Raw genomic sequence first — 18,207 nt, forward strand, 5'->3', positions numbered from 1 at the left:
GTGTGACGTGCGTCAGACAGTGAACGCGTACACATGCACGTGCGCGGTCACACGCCTTCGAAGAGGAGAACGACATGACCGCCGAGACCGAGACGACGACCGAGGCCACCGCGACCGGCTCCTGCTGCTCGCCGACCGGCTCCTGCCACGACAGCTCCTCGTCGGAGGCCGAAGCGGGCGCCGTCACCACCGTCTACCGGGTGACCGGAATGACCTGCGGTCACTGCGAGGGCGCCATCGCCGCCGAAGTTTCCGAGATCCCCGGCGTCGCCTCCGTGCAGGCCGTGTCCGCCACCGGCCTGGTGACCGTGGTCTCCAAGGCCCCGCTCGACGAGGAGGCCGTGCGCGCCGCCGTCGACGAGGCGGGCTACGAGCTCGCCGGTCAGGCCTGACCCGCTCCGCGCCACCCCGTGAGGCCGGGCCGTACCGGACCAGCACATACTGGTCACGTACGGCCCGGCCCGCGTTCTGGAGCAACACACAGTGGACACCTCCCAGGTAGAGCTCTCCATCGGCGGGATGACCTGCGCCTCGTGCGCGGCCCGCATCGAGAAGAAGCTCAACCGCATGGACGGCGTTTTCGCCACCGTCAACTACGCGACGGAGAAGGCGAAGATCAGTTACGTCGACGGGGTGCTGGTCCCCGACCTGATCGCCACCGTCGAGAAGACCGGCTACACGGCCGAGGAACCACCGCCGCCCGCCGCCGCGCCGCAGGAGCCCGCGGGCCGGGACGCCTCGCTCGCCTCGCTGCGGCAGCGCCTGCTGGTCTCCCTCACCCTCTCCCTGCCCGTCATCGCGATGGCGATGATCCCCTCGCTCCAGTTCGACAACTGGCAGTGGCTCTCGCTGACGCTCGCGTCGCCCGTCGTCGTCTGGGGCGGGCTGCCCTTCCACCGGGCCTCCTGGACCAACCTCAGGCACGGCGCGGCCACCATGGACACCCTCGTGTCGGTCGGCACGCTCGCCGCGTACGGCTGGTCGCTGTGGGCCCTGTTCTTCGGCCGGGCCGGCATGACGGGCATGCGGCACGGCTTCGAGCTGACCGCCTCGCGCACCGACAGCGCGTCGACGATCTACCTCGAAGTGGCCGCCGGAGTCATCACCTTCATCCTGCTGGGGCGCTTCCTGGAGGCACAGTCGAAGCGGAAGGCGGGCGCCGCCCTGCGCGCGCTGCTCGACCTCGGCTCCAAGGACGTGACGGTGCTGAGAGGCGGCAGCGAGGTACGGGTCCCGGTCGCCGGCCTCTCCGTCGGCGACCGCTTCGTCGTGCGCCCCGGAGAGAAGATCGCCACCGACGGCACGGTCACCGAGGGCGCGTCGGCGGTGGACGCCTCCATGCTGACCGGCGAGTCCGTCCCCGTGGAGGTCGCCCCGGGCGACGCCGTCACCGGCGCCACCGTGAATACCTCGGGCCGCATCGTCGTCGAGGCCACCCGCGTCGGCGCCGACACCCAGCTGTCCCGGATGGCCCGCCTCGTCGAGGACGCCCAGAACGGCAAGGCGCAGGCGCAGCGGCTCGCCGACCGCATCTCGGCGGTTTTCGTACCCGTGGTGCTGCTCATCGCCCTGGGCACGCTCGTCACCTGGCTGCTGGTGACGGACGACCCGACCGCGTCCTTCACCGCCGCCGTCGCGGTGCTGATCATCGCCTGCCCGTGCGCACTGGGCCTGGCAACCCCGACCGCGCTGATGGTCGGCACGGGCCGCGGGGCCCAGCTCGGCATCCTGATCAAGGGGCCCGAGGTGCTGGAGTCGACCCGGCGGGTGGACACCGCCGTACTGGACAAGACGGGCACGGTCACCACCGGGCACATGGAGCTCCAGGGCGTCTTCGTCGCGCCCGGCACCGACGAGGCCGAACTGCTGCGCCTGGCGGGCGCGCTGGAGCACGCATCCGAGCACCCGATCGCCCGCGCGATCGCGACCGCCGCCGCCGCCCACGGTCCGCTGCCGGTCCCGGAGAGCTTCGAGAACGTCGCGGGGCACGGGGTGCGCGGTGTGGTCGAGGGGCGCCGTGTGCTCGTCGGGCGCGGTGAGCTGCTCGCCGACGCGGGCCCCAAGCTGCCGGGCGAGCTGGCCGACGCGAAGGCCGGCGCAGAGGCGGAGGGCCGCACCGCGGTGATCGTGGCCTGGGACGGGGAGGCGCGCGGCATCCTCACCGTCGCCGACGCGGTGAAGGCGAGCAGCGCGCAGGCCGTCGCCCAGCTGCGCGCGCTGGGCCTCACCCCCATCCTGCTGACCGGCGACAATCGGGCCGTCGCCGAGTCGGTGGCGCGCGAAGTCGGCATCACCGAGGTGTACGCCGAGGTCCTCCCCCAGGACAAGGCCGACGTGGTGAGGCGGCTCCAGGCGGAGGGCCGCAGCGTCGCGATGGTCGGCGACGGGGTGAACGACGCCGCCGCGCTGGCCACCGCCGACCTGGGCCTCGCGATGGGGACCGGAACGGATGCCGCGATCGAGGCGGGCGACCTCACGCTCGTACGTGGAGATCTCACGGTGGCGGCGGACGCCATCCGGCTGTCGCGCCGGACCCTCGCCACCATCAAGGGCAATCTCTTCTGGGCCTTCGGCTACAACGTCGCGGCGCTGCCGCTGGCCGCCGCGGGGCTGCTCAACCCCATGATCGCGGGATTCGCGATGGCCTTTTCCTCGGTGTTCGTAGTGACAAACAGCCTGCGGCTGCGTACCTTCACATGACGCACACAAAGTGACGCAGGTCACCGTGATTTGAGGGTAACCATATGGGCCACTCGCGAGTCTAAGTGGGCGATGCCAAGGATGTCTTGGGGGACGTCCACGAAATGTCTTGGGGGACATTTCGGGCAAGCGTAGGCCGGGGCACGTGCAACCGGGGAGCTTTGAGCGGCCCTCCCGTTCGTACGGGTCCCGGCAGACCGCGCAGAAAAGCTCCCGCGACCCACAGACGCCCGGCCGGATCCCGTGGGGGGAATCCGCTCGGGGAAATGGGAAGCGCCCCGTATTGTCGACCCGTGGGGGGATCGGCAGCGGGGCGCTTTCCGCTTTTCAGCGGGAGACGCGGTGGTGCGTCGTCGAGCGCGGGGCGTCAGCGGCCCCCGCCCGAAGTGGCCGCGCCGGCCCGGGGGACGCCCCCCGGACCCTCGGCCGGTCGTGTCAGCGGCCTTCGACCGGGGTGAACTCCCGAAGGACCTCACCGGTGTAGATCTGGCGCGGGCGGCCGATGCGCGACCCCGGCTCCTTGATCATCTCGTGCCACTGGGCGATCCAGCCCGGGAGACGGCCCAGCGCGAAGAGCACCGTGAACATCTCGGTCGGGAAGCCCATGGCGCGGTAGATCAGGCCGGTGTAGAAGTCGACGTTCGGGTAGAGCTTGCGCTCCACGAAGTAGTCGTCGGCCAGCGCGTGCTCTTCAAGCTTGAGCGCGATGTCGAGCAGCTCGTCGTCCTTGCCCAGGGCGGAGAGAACGTCGTGCGCCGCAGCCTTGATGATCTTCGCCCGGGGGTCGAAGTTCTTGTAGACGCGGTGCCCGAAGCCCATGAGCTTCACGCCGTCTTCCTTGTTCTTCACCTTGCGGATGAAGTTGTCGACGTCGCCGCCGTCGGCCTGGATGCCTTCCAGCATCTCCAGCACCGACTGGTTGGCGCCACCGTGCAGCGGGCCCCACAGCGCGCTGATGCCGGCGGAGATCGAGGCGAACATGTTCGCCTGCGAGGAGCCGACCAGACGCACGGTGGACGTCGAACAGTTCTGCTCGTGGTCCGCGTGCAGGATCAGCAGCTTCTCCAGCGCGGCGACGACGACCGGGTCCGGCACGTACTCCTGCGCCGGCACCGAGAAGGTCATGCGCAGGAAGTTCTCGACGTACCCGAGGTCGTTGCGCGGGTAGACGAAGGGGTGCCCGATCGACTTCTTGTACGCGTACGCCGCGATGGTCGGAAGCTTCGCGAGCAGGCGGATCGTCGAAAGGTGACGCTGCTGCTCGTCGAACGGGTTGTGGCTGTCCTGGTAGAACGTGGACAACGCGCTGACCACCGAGGACAGCATCGCCATCGGGTGCGCGTCACGCGGGAAGCCGTCGAAGAACCGCTTGACGTCCTCGTGCAGCAGCGTGTGCTGGGTGATCTCGTTCTTGAAGGCCGCAAGCTCGTCGACCTTGGGGAGCTCACCGTTGATCAACAGGTAAGCCACCTCGACGAAGGTGGAGCTTTCGGCGAGCTGCTCGATCGGGTATCCCCGGTAGCGCAGGATGCCCTGCTCACCGTCGAGATAGGTGACAGCGGATTTATAGGCGGCGGTATTGCCGTACCCACTGTCCAACGTCACCAGGCCGGTCTGCGCCCGGAGCTTCCCGATGTCGAAGCCCTTGTCGCCGACGGTGCTGTCGATCACCGGGTAGGTGTATTCGTCATCGCCGTACCGCAGTACTACAGAGTTGTCGCTCACGTCATCCCTCACCGACGTAGTGCCTCTTCTTCGAGGTGCCCTGACTGTCTCTACCATCCCCCACTTGGCTCAGGAGAGTGCACTCGGGGTCGACCATCAGGCCTATTGGCGGCACTCAGTGCCGTCAACCTGGTCATCCTGCCCCCTTCGCCCCAGTTCCGGGAAGTCCTGGATGGCGTTTCCTACCAATGCTCCCCTATGAGACGTTTTGAGAGGCGGTGGTCGAGCGCCGTGCACCGCCTGCCCGCGGAGACCGTGCGGACGGCCTGGCCGATCGCTTTTCTGGAGCCGACGAGGACGACCAGCTTCTTGGCCCTGGTCACCGCCGTGTAGAGCAGGTTCCGCTGGAGCATCATCCACGCTCCGGTGGTGACGGGGATCACCACCGCGGGGTACTCGCTGCCCTGCGAACGGTGGATGGTCATGGCGTACGCGTGCGCCAGCTCGTCCAGCTCGTCGAAGTCGTACGCGACCTCCTCGTCCTCGTCGGTCAGCACGGTCAGGCGCTGGTCGTCCAGGTTGAGCGAGGTGACCACGCCCACGGTGCCGTTGAAGACCCCGTTGAGCCCCTTCTCGTAGTTGTTGCGAATCTGGGTGACCTTGTCTCCGACCCGGAAGACCCTGCCGCCGAACCTCTTCTCCGGCAGGTCGGGCCTGGCGGGCGTAATGGCCTGCTGGAGCAGGGCGTTGAGCGTGCCGGCGCCCGCCGGACCCCGGTGCATCGGGGCGAGCACCTGGATGTCACGCCGAGGATCGAGGCCGAACTTGGCGGGAATGCGCCGGGCCGCCACATCCACCGCGAGCCTGCCGGCCTCCTCCGACTCCTCCTCGGCGAAGAGGAAGAAGTCCGGCAGTCCCTGAGTGATGGGCTGGGCGCCGGAGTTGATGCGGTGGGCGTTGGTGACAACACCGGATTGCTGGGCCTGACGGAAGATCCGGGTGAGCCGGACGGACGGGACCGGGCCGCCGTCCGCGAGGAGATCGCGCAGCACCTCCCCGGCGCCGACGGAGGGCAGTTGGTCGACGTCCCCGACGAGCAGCAGATGCGCGCCCGGCGCGACCGCCTTCACCAGCTTGTTGGCGAGGAGGAGATCGAGCATCGAGGCCTCGTCGACGACGACCAGGTCGGCGTCGAGCGGCCGGTCCTTGTCGTACGCCGCGTCACCGCCCGGCTTGAGTTCGAGCAGGCGGTGCACGGTGGACGCGTCGGTGCCCGTCAGCTCGGCGAGGCGCTTGGCGGCGCGCCCGGTGGGGGCCGCGAGGACCACCTTGGCCTTCTTGGCGCGGGCCAGCTCCACCACCGAGCGGACCGTGAACGACTTGCCGCAGCCGGGACCGCCGGTGAGCACCGCGACCTTCTCGCTGAGCGCCAGCCTGACGGCCGCCTCCTGCTCGGGCGCGAGACTGGCGCCCGTACGCTCCCCCAGCCAGGCCAGCGCCTTGTCCCAGGCCACGTCCCGGAAGGCCGGCATCCGGTCCTCGTCGGCGCGCAGCAGCCGCAGCACCTGGGCGGCGAGGGAGATCTCGGCGCGGTGGAAAGGCACCAGGTAGACGGCGGTGACGGGCTCGACGCCGCCCGGCCCTGGGACCTTTTCCCGTACGACGCCCTCCTCGGCGGCGAGTTCGGCGAGGCAGTCGATGACCAGGCCCGTGTCGACCTGGAGCAGCTTCACGGCGTCGCTGATCAGCCGCTCCTCGGGGAGGTAGCAGTGACCCTGGTCGGTGGACTGGGACAGCGCGTACTGGAGCCCGGCCTTGACCCGCTCCGGGCTGTCGTGCGGGATGCCGACGGCCTGGGCGATCCGGTCGGCGGTGAGGAAGCCGATGCCCCATACGTCGGACGCGAGCCGATAGGGCTGGTTCTTCACTATGGAGATCGAGGCGTCGGCGTACTTCTTGTAGATCCGCACCGCGATGGAGGTGGAGACCCCGACCCCCTGGAGGAAGATCATGACCTCCTTGATGGCCTTCTGTTCCTCCCAGGCGGCGCCGATCAGCTTGGTGCGCTTGGGGCCGAGGCCGGGGACCTCCACGAGGCGCTTCGGCTCGCGCTCGATGATGTCGAGGGTGTCGACGCCGAAGTGCGTGGTGATGCGGTCGGCCATGACGGGCCCGATGCCCTTGATCAGCCCGGAGCCGAGGTAACGGCGGATGCCCTGGATGGTGGCGGGGAGGATCGTCGTGTAGTTCTCGACGGTGAACTGCTTGCCGTACTGCGGATGCGACCCCCAACTGCCCTCCATGCGCAGTGATTCACCGGGCTGGGCGCCGAGCAGCGAGCCGACGACGGTGAGCAGATCGCCGCCGCCCCTGCCGGTGTCGACGCGGGCGACGGTGTAGCCGGTCTCCTCACTGGCGAAGGTGATCCGTTCAAGGACGCCTTCGAGGACGGCTCGGTTGGGCGCGGGCGCTGGGCTGGGCATGATCCGACGCTACCGGGCGGCGCTGACAGCCGGGGGCGGGGCCGTCAGCGGGATCATGGCCGCTGGACCTGCTTGATCACTCCCTGGGCCCGCGCAGGGGCTGTACGGCCGTCCAGCACGCACGCGACGGCCAGGGCGATGTGGTCGATTGCTCGATCAGGATTGGTGACAGTACGGGTACCGGTCAGTCGGATCGTGTCATTGCCATTTCTCGGTTTCCGCAGATCGGCATGGACCTGGGCCACCGTCCGGAGCGACTCGCACCGCCTCCAGCCGGGCCCCCCGGCTCTCGGCGACCCGCGCGACGTCCCGCAGCGACTCGGTCAACCGGCTTGCGAGAAAGTGCAGTTCCTTCCGGCCGACCCGCTGATTCGCCAAGAGGTCGGCGGCATGACCCAACAGCTCCTCCGCCATGCCGAGCTGGATACTCTCGACGCCGTTTGCCATGCGGGACACATACCCGGTGCCGTCCCCCAGGACGTAACACGACTTGCCCTCCGCCCCCGCCCAGGGCAACAGCCGGAGCATCCGCCCCTCGTACCCCTCCCCGCTCATACGGCCGCCTCCGTGCGCGGGTTTCCGCCGGTCCGGCCGGAGTTGAGGGCCGGGCGCCGCACGGAAGGGGGCCCGAGGCGAGCCCCCTCCACCGCTTGGCCTCCGAAGTCCAGGCCGCCCACCGCGAGCCACAATACCCGCCGCTGCCGGACCTCGGCGGCCACCCGGGCCCGCGCTTCCTCCGCCAGTCGCCGCTCGTGCGCCACGAGGTACGGGCGGACCAGCAGGCTGTCCTCGCCCCGCGCCGGCCTCCCGCCGAGGCGTCGCACGGTCGGGCCGCCGACGTAGTCGCACGAGTACGGATACGCGTCCACGTAGGGCCTGTGCCGCCCCCCGCCTGGCATCAGGAACTTCAACAGCGCCTCCAAGAGCCGAGCGCAGATAACCCTCATGTCAGCCTGCCTTTCCTAGCGTTCTGTAGCGAACAGATCACAGACTGGGGTCGACCCTCGCTACGCTGCTAGGAGTCAGCGCTTGACAACGCACCTGTCAGGTCAGGGAGTCAGAAGCCATGGACGAAACCCACGGTCCGCGCAATCCACGGGAGAAGTACGGCGAAGAGCTGCGGCTGAGGCGCATGGCATCGAAGCTGACGCAGGAGGCGCTGAGCGAGATGGTCGTGTGCTCATCGACGCTGATCAGCCATTTCGAGGCCGGCCGAAGACTCCCCCGACTGGAGGACGCCCAGCGCATCGACCGGGCGCTCGGTACGGACGGGTTCTTCGCCCGATGGCTGGAGGACCTGGAGGCGAAGTACGCCGATCACTTCGCGGCCGTGGCGGAGCTGGAGCAACAGGCGCGGACCATCCAGCAGTTCGCGCTCGCCCTTGTTCCCGGCATGCTCCAGACCGAGTCCTACGCGAAGGCCCTGTTCCGCGCGTATCGCACGAACCACACGAAGGAAGAACTAGACAGGGATGCCGTCATCCGAACAAAGCGTTCGCAACTCCTCGAAGGTCCGCTGAGACCAGTCGTCTGGACCCTCCTGGATGAAGCCGTAATCCGTCGTCAGGTCGGAGGACCAGAGGTCATGGCCGAACAGCTGAGCAGGATCGCGGACATGGCGGAGAGCGGTCGGCTGAGGCTGCACGTTCTGCCCTTCCGGGTCGGGGCCCATGCGCTGCAGCAGAGCCTTCTCACTCTCATGAGCTTTGAGGACTCCGCTCCAGTGGCCTATGTAGAAGGCTTCCTCACAGGACACTTGATGGATGACCCCGCACTGGTGGGGGCCAGCCAGGCTGCATACACTCTGGCGCTGAGCGACGCGATGCCCCGGCAGGAATCCTTGGCCCTGGTCCGGGCGACCGCAGAGGAGCACGCACATGATCAGCAGTAGGCGCATCATCCTCGACTCGTCCAACCTCACCGGCTGGTACAAGTCCACTCACAGCGGCGGCGACTCACCTCAAGGCGAATGCCTTGAGACAGCGCGCGGCTATGACAACGTGCCGGTGCGAGACAGCAAGAACGAATCCGGCCCGGCAGTGGTTTTCCCCCCGGAGGTCTGGTCGTCATTCGTCTCCGGCATCAAGGGCGACGTCTTCCCCGGCTGACACAATGGAACGTCAAGGCTCCGACCACTCGCCGACTTGACGAGGCAACCGTCAAGTCCGGGCGACAGGGATGCCTGGGCCAGGTCGCGAAGCTGTTCGTGCACGCTGCGGGCCGAGCAGCTGTACGGAAGGTTCAAGCCGCGCGCCGACGACTCTGTCCGGAAACCGCAGAGGCCCGGTCCGTCGACCGGGCCCCCCAGATCCCCCTCCGTCACAGGCCTCCCTAAATCCCCCCGGATCCACCCCCGGAAGCCCTGATGCCAAGTAGGACCCGCGTAGTGCGCGAAGGGTTGCACGGCAGGTGGGATTTATTTGATGAGGACACAAGGTGCCGACAAATGGTCATGGACGTAGCGTTTCGGTCATGAATGATGACTCGCTGCAGAAGGATGTGCTCAACGAGCTCGGCGACGACAAGCTCCACGAGATCGCCGGGCTGCTGGGTACGGACACCGCCGGGGCTCAGGACGTCGTGCAGAGCAGCGTCAGCGCGCTCTCCGGCGGCCTGGAGGAGAAAGCGGTCGCCGCGACCCCAGAAGACGCCGAGGAGGTCCGCCTGGCCATCGCGGACGCCGAGGAGCCGCCCCTGCAGGGCGTGGCCACGCTCGGTGGCGGCCTGGGCGGGATGCTCTCCGGCGGCCTGATGGGCGGTGTCCTCGCCAAGATCGCCAGACCGGCCGCGACGGTGGTCGCGAAGCGGACGGGGTTGCCGGTGGCGTCGGTGACCAAGGCGTTCGAGGTTGTACTGCCGGTGGTGGTGGCGGTCCTGTCGAAACGCGCGGCCAAGGGCAAGGCGACGGGAACGAGCCCGACGGCCTCCGGTGGTGGCGGAGGGCTGGGGGATCTGCTGGGCGGGCTGCTCGGTGGTGGTGGCGCGAAGAAGTAGGCGGGTGGGTGCGGGTCGCCTGCGGCGCTGTTCCCCTGCCCGCCCCTTCCCGTAACTGGGGGCAAGCCCCCGGGCCCCCGGGACGCCCTTCGGACGTGTCCTCAAGCTCCCCCATTGCCTAAAGGCATGGGGGACCCCCTCGACGGGCTGGATGTTGCCGCTTGCGGCAACATCCAGCCCGTCCGGCGCTTGAGGACCGGGGTCCTGGGGCGGAGCCCCGGCTTCGGAAAGGGGCGGGTAGGGGAACAGGCCGCCGCAGGCGCCCGCCCGCACCCCGTCCCCTACCCCACGCACCCCACGTACCGCTCCGCGACCTCCGCCAGGACCTCCGACCCGTCCCGCGCCCACAGCGCCTCGTTGAAGATCTCCACCTCGATCGGGCCGTCGTAGCCCGCCGCGTCGACCCGCTCCCGGAACCATCGGAAGTCGACCGAGCCGTCACCCAGTTGCCCCCGGCCGAGCAACACGCCCGCAGGCAACGGCGTGACCCAGTCGGCCAGTTGGAAGGCGGCGATGCGCGATCCCGCCCGCGCGATCTCCGCCTCGATCCGCTCGTCCCACCACAGGTGGTACGTGTCGACGACGACCCCCACCCGCTCCACCGGGAACCGCTCCGCCAGATCCAGCGCCTGCCCCAGCGTCGAGACCACGCAGCGGTCCGCCGCGTACATCGGGTGCAGGGGCTCGATCGCGAGGCGCACACCGCGCTCCGCCGCGTACGGCGCCAGCTCGGCCAGGGAGTCGGCGATGCGTTCGCGCGCCCCGTGCAGGTCGCGGCTGCCCGGGGGCAGGCCGCCCGACACCAGGACCAGTGTGGCCGTGCCCAGCGTCGCCGCCTCGTCGATCGCCCGGCGGTTGTCGGCCAGGGCAGGGCCCCGGTCGTCGCCGGTCAGGAAGCCGCCCCGGCACAGGCTCGTGACGGCAAGACCCGCGTCCCGCACCAGGCGTGCGGCGCGCTCGACGCCGTAGTCCTGGACGGGCGCCCGCCACAGGCCCACGCCCGTGACACCCGCCTTGGCGCAGCCCTCCGCCAGCTCCGGCAGCGACCACTGCTTGATCGTCCCCTGGTTGAGGCTGAGCCGGGACAGCAAAGGAGAGGGGTCAGTCATTGGGGACTCCATGGACCGTGAGAAGGGAGCGCATCCGGGACTCCGCCAGCGCCGGGTCCGGGAACAGGCCGAGCCCGTCCGCCAGTTCGTACGCGCGAGCCAGATGCGGGAGCGAGCGCGCCGACTGGAGGCCGCCGACCATCGTGAAGTGGCTCTGGTGGCCCGCCAGCCAGGCGAGCAGCACCACACCCGTCTTGTAGAAGCGGGTCGGCGGCTGGAAGAGGTGCCGGGACAGCTCGACCGTCGGGTCGAGCAGTTCGCGGAAGCCCTTGCTGTTCCCCGTGTCCAGCACCCGCACCGCCTCCGCCGCGAGTGGCCCCAGCGGGTCGAAGATGCCGAGCAGGGCGTGGCTGAAGCCGTGGTCGTCGCCCGCGATCAGCTCGGGGTAGTTGAAGTCGTCGCCTGTGTAGCACCGGACGCCCTTCGGCAGCCGGCGCCGCACCGCGATCTCGCGTTCGGCGTCGAGCAGCGAGATCTTGATGCCGTCGACCTTGTCCGGGTGGGACGCCACGACCTCCAGGAAGGTCTCGGTCGCCGCGTCCAGGTCCGCGCTCCCCCAGTAGCCGTCCAGCGCCGGGTCGAACATCGGGCCCAGCCAGTGCAGCACCACCGGTTCGCTCGCCTGGCGCAGCAGATGCGCGTACGTCGCGAGGTAGTCCTCGGGGCCGCGCGCCGCCGCGGCGAGCGCCCGTGACGCCATCAGGATCGCGCGGGCGCCGGTCGACTCGACGAGGGCGAGCTGTTCCTCGTACGCCGCCGTGACCTCGGCCAGGGTGTGTGCGCCGGGGGCCAGTTGGTCGGTGCCGACGCCGCACGCGATCGTGCCGCCGACCGCCTTCGCCTCCGCGGCCGAGCGGCGGATGAGCTCCGCCGCGCCCGCCCAGTCCAGGCCCATCCCCCGCTGCGCGGTGTCCATCGCCTCGGCGACGCCGAGACCGTGCGACCACAGGTGGCGGCGGAAGGCGAGCGTGGCGTCCCAGTCGACCGCCGCGGGCGAGTCGGGTGACACGTCGGCGTACGGGTCGGCCACCACATGGGCCGCCGAGTACACCGTCCGGGAGGCGAGGCGTGAGCCGCCGAATGCGAGCGCGAGCGGCACGGCCCTGGGTTCGTACGGTCGGGTGCGCCCGTCGGCGTACGGCAGGAGGATCGTCACAGGGAGAGCTCCGGTACGTCGTAACGGCGGCCCTCGGCCGATGACTTGAGTCCGAGCTCCGCCAGCTGCACACCGCGCGCGCCCGCCAGCAGGTCCCAGGTGTAGGGCTCGTCGAGCACGACATGGCGCAGGAACAGCTCCCACTGCGCCTTGAATCCATTGTCGTAGGTGGCGTTGTCCGGGACGTCCTGCCACTGCTCGCGGAAGGACTCGGTCACGGGAAGGTCCGGGTTCCAGACCGGTTTGGGGGTGGAACTGCGGTGTTGGACACGGCAGTTGCGCAGCCCCGCGACCGCCGAGCCGTGCGTCCCGTCGACCTGGAACTCCACCAGCTCGTCACGGTGCACGCGCACCGCCCACGAGGAGTTGATCTGGGCGACGGCGCCGCCCTCCAGCTGGAAGATCCCGTACGCCGAGTCGTCCGCGGTGGCGGCGTACGGCTTGCCCTGCTCGTCCCAGCGCTGCGGGATGTGCGTCGTGACGTGCGACTGGACCGCCTCGACCCGGCCGAACAGCTCGTGCAGGACGTACTCCCAGTGCGGGAACATGTCGACGACGATGCCGCCGCCGTCCTCCGCCCGGTAGTTCCACGACGGGCGCTGCGCGTCCTGCCAGTCGCCCTCGAAGACCCAGTATCCGAACTCGCCGCGCACCGAGAGGATCTCGCCGAAGAAACCGCCGTCGATCAGGCGCTTGAGCTTGAGCAGGCCCGGCAGGAAGATCTTGTCCTGGACAACACCGTGCTTGATCCCGGCGTCGCGCGCGAGCCGGGCCAGGCCGAGCGCCGCGTCGACCCCGGTGGCCGTCGGCTTCTCCGTATAGATGTGTTTGCCGGCCGCGACGGCCTTCCTGATGGCCTCCTCGCGGGCGGAGGTGACCTGCGCGTCGAAGTAGATGTCGACGCTTTCGTCGGCGAGGACGGCATCGAGGTCGGTGGACCATTCGGTCAGCCCGTGCCGCTCCGCGAGCTCCTTCAGTGCGTGTTCCCGCCGGCCCACCAGGACCGGCTCCGGCCACAGGACCGTGCCGTCGCCGAGGTCGAGCCCGCCCTGCTCGCGTAGGGCGAGGATGGAGCGGACGAGGTGCTGGCGGTACCCCATCCGCCCGGTAACGCCGTTCATGGCGATGCGCACTGTCTTGCGTGTCACGAAAGTTCCCTCCGTACGGGCATAGCAAGCGCTTTCTATACGCTATGAAGCTAGCCTGCGGACAGCGACTCGGACAAGACCCGGAGGACGACCAGATGACAGTGACCTTGGCGGACGTGGCGGCCCGCGCCCAGGTGTCGCCGGCCACCGTCTCCCGCGTGCTGAACGGCAACTACCCGGTCGCCGCCACCACCAAGGAACGGGTGCTGCGCGCGGTCGACGACCTCGACTACGTGCTCAACGGACCGGCCAGCGCGCTGGCCGCCGCCACTTCCGACCTCGTCGGCATCCTCGTCAACGACATCGCGGACCCCTTCTTCGGGATCATGGCCGGGGCGGCGCAGTCGCAGATCGGCGGCCAGGAGGGGACGGGCCGGGCGGGCGGCGAGAAACTCGCGATCGTCTGCAACACGGGCGGCTCACCCGAACGGGAGCTGACGTACCTCACGCTGTTGCAGCGCCAGCGCGCCGCCGCGGTGATCCTGACCGGCGGCGCGATCGAGGACCCCGCGCATCTGGCCGCGGTCGCGTCGAAGCTGGCGAAGCTCACGGACGCGGGCACCCGGGTGGTGCTGTGCGGCCGGCCTCCGCTGGACGGGGACAACGACGGTTCCTCGATCACCGCCGCGCTCACCTTCGACAACCGCGGCGGCGGGCAGCGGCTCACCGAGCACCTGCTCGCGCTCGGGCACCGGCGGATCGGTTACGTCGCCGGCCCCGTGGAGCGCACGACCACCCGGCACCGCCTGGAGGGCCACCGGGACGCGCTGGCCGCGGTGGGACTCGACGAGGACCAGGAGCGGCTCACCCTGCACGGCCCGTACGACCGCGGCTCGGGCTACGACGCCACCATCGAACTCCTGCGCCGCGCACCCGACTTGACCGCGATCGTCGCGGCGAACGACACGGTGGCGCTGGGCGCGTGCGCGGCCCTGCGCGACCGGGGCCTGCGCATCCCGGCCGACATATCAGTGGCGGGCTTTGACGATCTGCCGTTCTCGGTGGACGCGGTGCCTGCGCTGACGACCGTACGGCTGCCGCTGTACGAGGCGGGCGCGCGGGCGGGCCGCCTGGCCATGGGCCGTGAGACGGCGCCGCCCGGCGGCATCGCGTCGGTACCGGCGGAGTTGATGGTGCGGGGGTCGACAGGGGCGCCCCGGGGCTGAGGCCCCCTGTCACCCGGTGGGCGCGCGCCCGAAGCTCCCCTCCCTCCTACGGCGCGAGCGCCTGCGCCACCGCGTCGAAGAATCGGGTGTGCGCCGCGCGGCTGGCCGGGAGTTCGGGGTTCCACGGGATGACGCGGGCGTCACCGACGCCGGCCGGGCCCAGCGGAGCCGCGTTGGAGCGGGCGTCCGCCAGGGCGATGCGCGGGGCCAGCGAGACGGCTTCGGACCAGCCGGTCGTCGACCAGTTCGCGCCGCCGCCCCGGGGCGGGTCGAGCAGCCGTACGCCCAGGTCGGCCAGGGCCCGGAGATCGGGCCAGGCGTGCGGCCTGGCGAGGTGGACCTGGTCGGCGTCGGCCGCGGAGAGGGCGAGTACGCCGGGCGGGTCCGGTTGGGCCGCCGCGGTGCGCAGCCGCTCGCGCGCCGCGTCCAGGGCGGCCTCGGCGGCGGGGTCCTCCGCGCCGCCGAGCGAGGCCGCGAGCGCGGCGAACCGCTCCCTGACCTCGTCGAGCGACCGCCCCTGACCCACGTCGAGCACTACCAGCGGCACCTGCTCCTCCAGGTGCTTGGCGGCCTCGGGGGCGATGCCGTACGCGAGGTTTCCGCCGTAGCTGACGGCCACGACGAGATCGGGGGCCGCGGCCAGCAGCCGCTCCGGGTCCAGGGTCGCGCCCGCCCCGAAGTAGGCCACCTCGTCGAGCGCGAGGAGACCGGACTTGGCCCGGTCGGGGGTGTCGCCGTCGTGGTACGAGCCGAAGACGCCGAGGGGGGTGACGCCGTGGTCCAGGAGGGTCGCTCCGGCCTGTATGTACGCGATGACCCGGGTGGGACGCCGGGGGGCCGACGCCAGCTGTCCGCGATCGTCGGTGAAGGTCCAGGTGCCTGCGGGTGCGGGTGTGGGTGCTGTCATGGTCCTGTCCTGCCCCACCGGGGTCTTCCGTACGCCGCCGGGCCGCCGTACCGTTGACTCAGTCAAAGAAGATACCGGCAAGCCCCGGAGTGGACCACGAGGCGCGTCCGGGGTGGATCACGGGGTGGACCCGATCATGCACATTCATGAAATCCGCGCGTTCAACCGCTTCTACACGAACCTCATCGGCGCCCTGGACTACGGCAAGCACCTGCGCGCGCCGTACACGCTGACCGAGTCCCGGGTCCTGTACGAGCTGGCCCACTCCCCCCGCACGGACGCGGTGGACCTGCGCGTGAGCCTCTCCCTGGACGCGGGATATCTGAGCCGCCTGCTGACCAGGTTCGAGCGGGCCGGCCTGGTGGAGCGGGGCCCGTCCACGACCGACGCCCGCCGCCAGCGGGTCACCCTGACCCCGGGCGGGCGGGAGGCGGCAGCCCTGCTCGACGAGCGGTCGCGCGCAGCGGTGGGCTCGCTGCTGTCGGGCGTGCCGCCCGAGGACCGGCCGCGCCTCGCCACGGCGATGCGCACGGTCCGCGACATTCTCGGCCGGGACCGGACCCGGCCCGCCGACGCTCCCGTCCTGCGCGACCCGGTCCCCGGCGAGTTGGGCTGGATCGTGCAGCGGCACGGCGCGCTGTACGCCGCCGAGTTCGGCTGGAACACCGACTTCGAGGGCCTGGTGGCCCGCATCGTCGCGGACTTCGCACAGGATCACGACCCGTATCTGGAGCGGGTCTGGGTCGCGGAGCTGGACGGGCGCCCGGTCGGCTCGGTGATGTGCGTACGGGACGACGCACCCGGCACCGCGCGCCTGCGGCTGCTGTTCGTCGACCCGGACGCGCGCGGCCACGGCCTGGGGGGCCGGCTGGTCGAAGCGGTGGTGGAATTCGCATACGAGGTGGGCTACCGGGAAGTCGTGTTGTGGACCAATGATGTGCTCGTCGCCGCGCGCAAGATCTACCAGCGCGCCGGCTTCACGCTCGTCGCCGAGAAACCTCACCGGTCGTACGGCGTGGATCTGGTCGGCCAGGACTGGCGACTGCCCCTGCAGGAAGGAACAGCGAAATGAAGTACGCCTTCTCCACCCTTGGGGTGCCGGGCCTGCCGATGCGTGACGTGGCGCGCCTGGCGTCCGCCACCGGCTACCAGGGTGTGGAACTGCGCGCCCACCCCGAGGAGCCGCTCCACCCGGGCAGCAGCCCGAGCGAGCGCGCGGACGCCGTGGCGGAGTTCGCCCGCGAAGGCATCGAGATCCTGACCGTGGCGGGGTACGCGCGCGTGGCGGCGCCGGGCGAGGACCTGCCCGTGCACGAGGAGATCGGCGGCCTGCTGCGCCTCGCCCGCGACCTGGGTGCCTCCTACATCCGGGTGTTCCCCGGCGGCGGCGACGAGCAGAGCCAGGAGGAGGCGGACGCGACGGCGGCCCGCCGCCTGGGCGTGGCGGCCGAACACGCCGCCGACATGGGCGTACGGATCCTCATGGAGACCCACGACTCGCACCGCACGGGTGCGGCCACGGCCCGGGTCCTCGGCCCGGTCGGGCACAAGAACGCGGGCGCGCTGTGGGACGTGATGCACACCTGGCTGGGCGAGGAGACCCCGGCGGCCTCGCACGCGGTCCTGGCCCCCCAGCTCGGCTACACCCAGGTCAAGGACATCGCGTCGGCGGACGACAAGACCCCGCTGGCCCTGGGCGCGGGCGTGCTGCCGCTGGCCGACTGCGTGGCACAACTGGTCGCGGCGGACGAGGGCCACGCGGACACCTGGCTGTGCTGGGAGTACGAGAAGCGCTGGTACCCGCAGGCGGCGGAGCTGCCGCCGATGCTGGCGGCGGGGCGAGAGTACCTGGAGGGGCTGGTGGCGGGGGCCCGGCACTGAGAGTGGCGGCGGGTCGCTCAGGTGCGCGACACCTCGGGCAGGCCCGCCCCACGCCCCGCCCCGGTCACCGGCGTGAGCGGGGGCCGGCGCCGACGTCGTCCCGGCAGGGAGGCCAGCGCCACCCCGCCCACCAGGAGCGCCGCCGCGCACCAGCGCAGCGGGCCGGTCGGCTCGTCGAGGAGCAGCGCCGCCGATGACATCCCGAAGACCGGGACCAGCAGCGAGAACGGGGCGACGGACGAGGCGGGGTAGCGGCGCAGCAGGTAACCCCAGGCGCCGAAGCCGAAGATGGTGGTGACCCAGGCGACGTACAGGATCGCGCCCGCGCCGCCCACGTCCAGCCCGCGCAGGGCAGCCAGATCCGCGTCCGGGCCTTCGATGAGCAGCGACAGGGCGAGCAGCGGCAGTACGGGGACCACACTCACCCACACCATGAAGTTGAGAGCGTCGGGCGCGGCGGCCTTGCGGGTCAGTACGTTGGAGACGCCCCAGCAGGCCGCCGCGGCGACGATCAGCGCGAAGCCGAACAGGGGCCCCGAAGCGCCCTCGTCCACGGCGGCGACGACGATCCCGGCGAGCGCCACGGTCATGCCCAGGACCCTTGTCCCGCCCGGCCGTTCGCCCAGGGCGAGTGCGGCGAACAGGACCGTGAACACCGCCTGGATCTGTAGCACCAGCGAGGAGAGCCCGGCGGGCATCCCTGCGTCCATACCGGTGAAGAGCAGCCCGAACTTCCCGACGCCCAGGGCGAGTCCGACGCCGATCACCCACTTCCAGGCAACCTTGGGACGGCCCACGAAGAAGACCGCGGGCAGCGCCGCGACGAGGAAGCGCAGGGCGGAGAAGAGCAGCGGCGGGAAGTGGTCGAGGCCGACTTCGATGACGACGAAGTTGACCCCCCAGAGGGCGGCGACGAAGGCGGCGAGAGCGATGTGTGCGGGACGCATGCCTTGAGGATCGCCGCCTGGGACCATGTAGCACCAGCACGGATTTCTTCA

General features: G+C 70.5%; 16 protein-coding genes. 8 read left to right on the forward strand and 8 right to left on the reverse strand.

Annotation, left to right across the window (positions count from 1 at the left end; translation table 11 throughout):
* Positions 1-74 precede the first annotated feature (74 nt).
* Positions 75-392 (forward strand): heavy-metal-associated domain-containing protein, encoded by a 318-nt coding sequence (locus ACLLJJ_RS11675; RefSeq protein ID WP_434589676.1) that lies wholly within the window; start codon positions 75-77, stop codon positions 390-392.
* 127 nt (positions 393-519) lie between these two features.
* Positions 520-2,700, forward strand: coding sequence for a heavy metal translocating P-type ATPase (locus tag ACLLJJ_RS11680; protein ID WP_434600381.1), 2,181 nt, complete (start codon positions 520-522; stop codon positions 2,698-2,700).
* 435 nt (positions 2,701-3,135) lie between these two features.
* Here ACLLJJ_RS11680 and ACLLJJ_RS11685 read toward each other — a convergent pair whose 3' ends face one another.
* The 3 genes from ACLLJJ_RS11685 to ACLLJJ_RS11695 all read right to left on the reverse strand — a co-directional run bounded on the left by ACLLJJ_RS11685 (position 3,136) and on the right by ACLLJJ_RS11695 (position 7,403).
* Entirely contained in the window at positions 3,136-4,425 is a 1,290-nt protein-coding gene (locus ACLLJJ_RS11685) for a citrate synthase (RefSeq protein ID WP_434589679.1), read from the reverse strand.
* Positions 4,426-4,607: 182 nt separating this feature from the next.
* Positions 4,608-6,848: an SF1B family DNA helicase RecD2 gene (recD2, locus tag ACLLJJ_RS11690; protein WP_434589682.1), complete on the reverse strand. Its 2,241-nt coding sequence runs from the start codon at positions 6,846-6,848 to the stop codon at positions 4,608-4,610.
* 198 nt (positions 6,849-7,046) lie between these two features.
* The gene (locus tag ACLLJJ_RS11695; protein ID WP_434589685.1) at positions 7,047-7,403 is read right to left on the reverse strand and encodes a hypothetical protein; all 357 of its coding nucleotides are present in this window, start codon (positions 7,401-7,403) and stop codon (positions 7,047-7,049) included.
* 511 nt (positions 7,404-7,914) lie between these two features.
* Here ACLLJJ_RS11695 and ACLLJJ_RS11700 point away from each other — a divergent pair.
* The 3 genes from ACLLJJ_RS11700 to ACLLJJ_RS11710 all read left to right on the forward strand — a co-directional run bounded on the left by ACLLJJ_RS11700 (position 7,915) and on the right by ACLLJJ_RS11710 (position 9,842).
* Positions 7,915-8,739, forward strand: coding sequence for a helix-turn-helix domain-containing protein (locus ACLLJJ_RS11700; RefSeq protein ID WP_434589687.1), 825 nt, complete (start codon positions 7,915-7,917; stop codon positions 8,737-8,739).
* A complete protein-coding gene (locus ACLLJJ_RS11705; protein WP_434589690.1) occupies positions 8,726-8,956 on the forward strand; it encodes a DUF397 domain-containing protein in 231 nt (76 codons plus the stop codon). The genes ACLLJJ_RS11700 and ACLLJJ_RS11705 overlap by 14 nt, the downstream gene beginning before the upstream one ends.
* 364 nt (positions 8,957-9,320) lie before the next feature.
* A complete protein-coding gene (locus ACLLJJ_RS11710) occupies positions 9,321-9,842 on the forward strand; it encodes a DUF937 domain-containing protein (protein ID WP_434589692.1) in 522 nt (173 codons plus the stop codon).
* A gap of 281 nt (positions 9,843-10,123) precedes the next feature.
* On the opposite strand, the gene ACLLJJ_RS11715 is transcribed toward ACLLJJ_RS11710, so the two are convergent.
* From ACLLJJ_RS11715 to ACLLJJ_RS11725, 3 genes are read right to left on the reverse strand one after another with little or no spacing between them, the layout of a single operon-like run.
* On the reverse strand, positions 10,124-10,951 hold the full coding sequence (locus tag ACLLJJ_RS11715; RefSeq protein ID WP_434589694.1) for a sugar phosphate isomerase/epimerase family protein: 828 nt from the start codon (positions 10,949-10,951) through the stop codon (positions 10,124-10,126).
* The gene (locus ACLLJJ_RS11720; RefSeq protein WP_434589697.1) at positions 10,944-12,107 is read right to left on the reverse strand and encodes a dihydrodipicolinate synthase family protein; all 1,164 of its coding nucleotides are present in this window, start codon (positions 12,105-12,107) and stop codon (positions 10,944-10,946) included. The genes ACLLJJ_RS11715 and ACLLJJ_RS11720 overlap by 8 nt, the downstream gene beginning before the upstream one ends.
* Positions 12,104-13,255 (reverse strand): Gfo/Idh/MocA family protein, encoded by a 1,152-nt coding sequence (locus tag ACLLJJ_RS11725; RefSeq protein WP_434589700.1) that lies wholly within the window; start codon positions 13,253-13,255, stop codon positions 12,104-12,106. The genes ACLLJJ_RS11720 and ACLLJJ_RS11725 overlap by 4 nt, the downstream gene beginning before the upstream one ends.
* Before the next feature lie 95 nt (positions 13,256-13,350).
* Between ACLLJJ_RS11725 and ACLLJJ_RS11730 the strand changes: the two genes are divergently transcribed.
* Complete coding sequence (locus tag ACLLJJ_RS11730) at positions 13,351-14,421, forward strand: LacI family DNA-binding transcriptional regulator (protein ID WP_434589703.1); 1,071 nt, start codon at positions 13,351-13,353, stop codon at positions 14,419-14,421.
* Positions 14,422-14,467: 46 nt separating this feature from the next.
* Here the strand turns inward: ACLLJJ_RS11730 and ACLLJJ_RS11735 are convergent, their stop codons facing one another.
* Complete coding sequence (locus ACLLJJ_RS11735) at positions 14,468-15,328, reverse strand: ABC transporter substrate-binding protein (protein ID WP_434589706.1); 861 nt, start codon at positions 15,326-15,328, stop codon at positions 14,468-14,470.
* 136 nt (positions 15,329-15,464) lie between these two features.
* Between ACLLJJ_RS11735 and ACLLJJ_RS11740 the strand changes: the two genes are divergently transcribed.
* The gene (locus tag ACLLJJ_RS11740; RefSeq protein ID WP_434589708.1) at positions 15,465-16,400 is read left to right on the forward strand and encodes a bifunctional helix-turn-helix transcriptional regulator/GNAT family N-acetyltransferase; all 936 of its coding nucleotides are present in this window, start codon (positions 15,465-15,467) and stop codon (positions 16,398-16,400) included.
* The gene (locus tag ACLLJJ_RS11745; RefSeq protein ID WP_434589709.1) at positions 16,397-17,209 is read left to right on the forward strand and encodes a sugar phosphate isomerase/epimerase family protein; all 813 of its coding nucleotides are present in this window, start codon (positions 16,397-16,399) and stop codon (positions 17,207-17,209) included. The genes ACLLJJ_RS11740 and ACLLJJ_RS11745 overlap by 4 nt, the downstream gene beginning before the upstream one ends.
* A gap of 17 nt (positions 17,210-17,226) precedes the next feature.
* Here ACLLJJ_RS11745 and ACLLJJ_RS11750 read toward each other — a convergent pair whose 3' ends face one another.
* The gene (locus tag ACLLJJ_RS11750) at positions 17,227-18,156 is read right to left on the reverse strand and encodes an EamA family transporter (RefSeq protein WP_434589712.1); all 930 of its coding nucleotides are present in this window, start codon (positions 18,154-18,156) and stop codon (positions 17,227-17,229) included.
* Between the last annotated feature and the right edge of the window lie 51 nt (positions 18,157-18,207).

It is taken from the genome of Streptomyces sp. A5-4 (genome assembly GCF_051131715.1).
Lineage (GTDB): Bacteria > Actinomycetota > Actinomycetes > Streptomycetales > Streptomycetaceae > Streptomyces.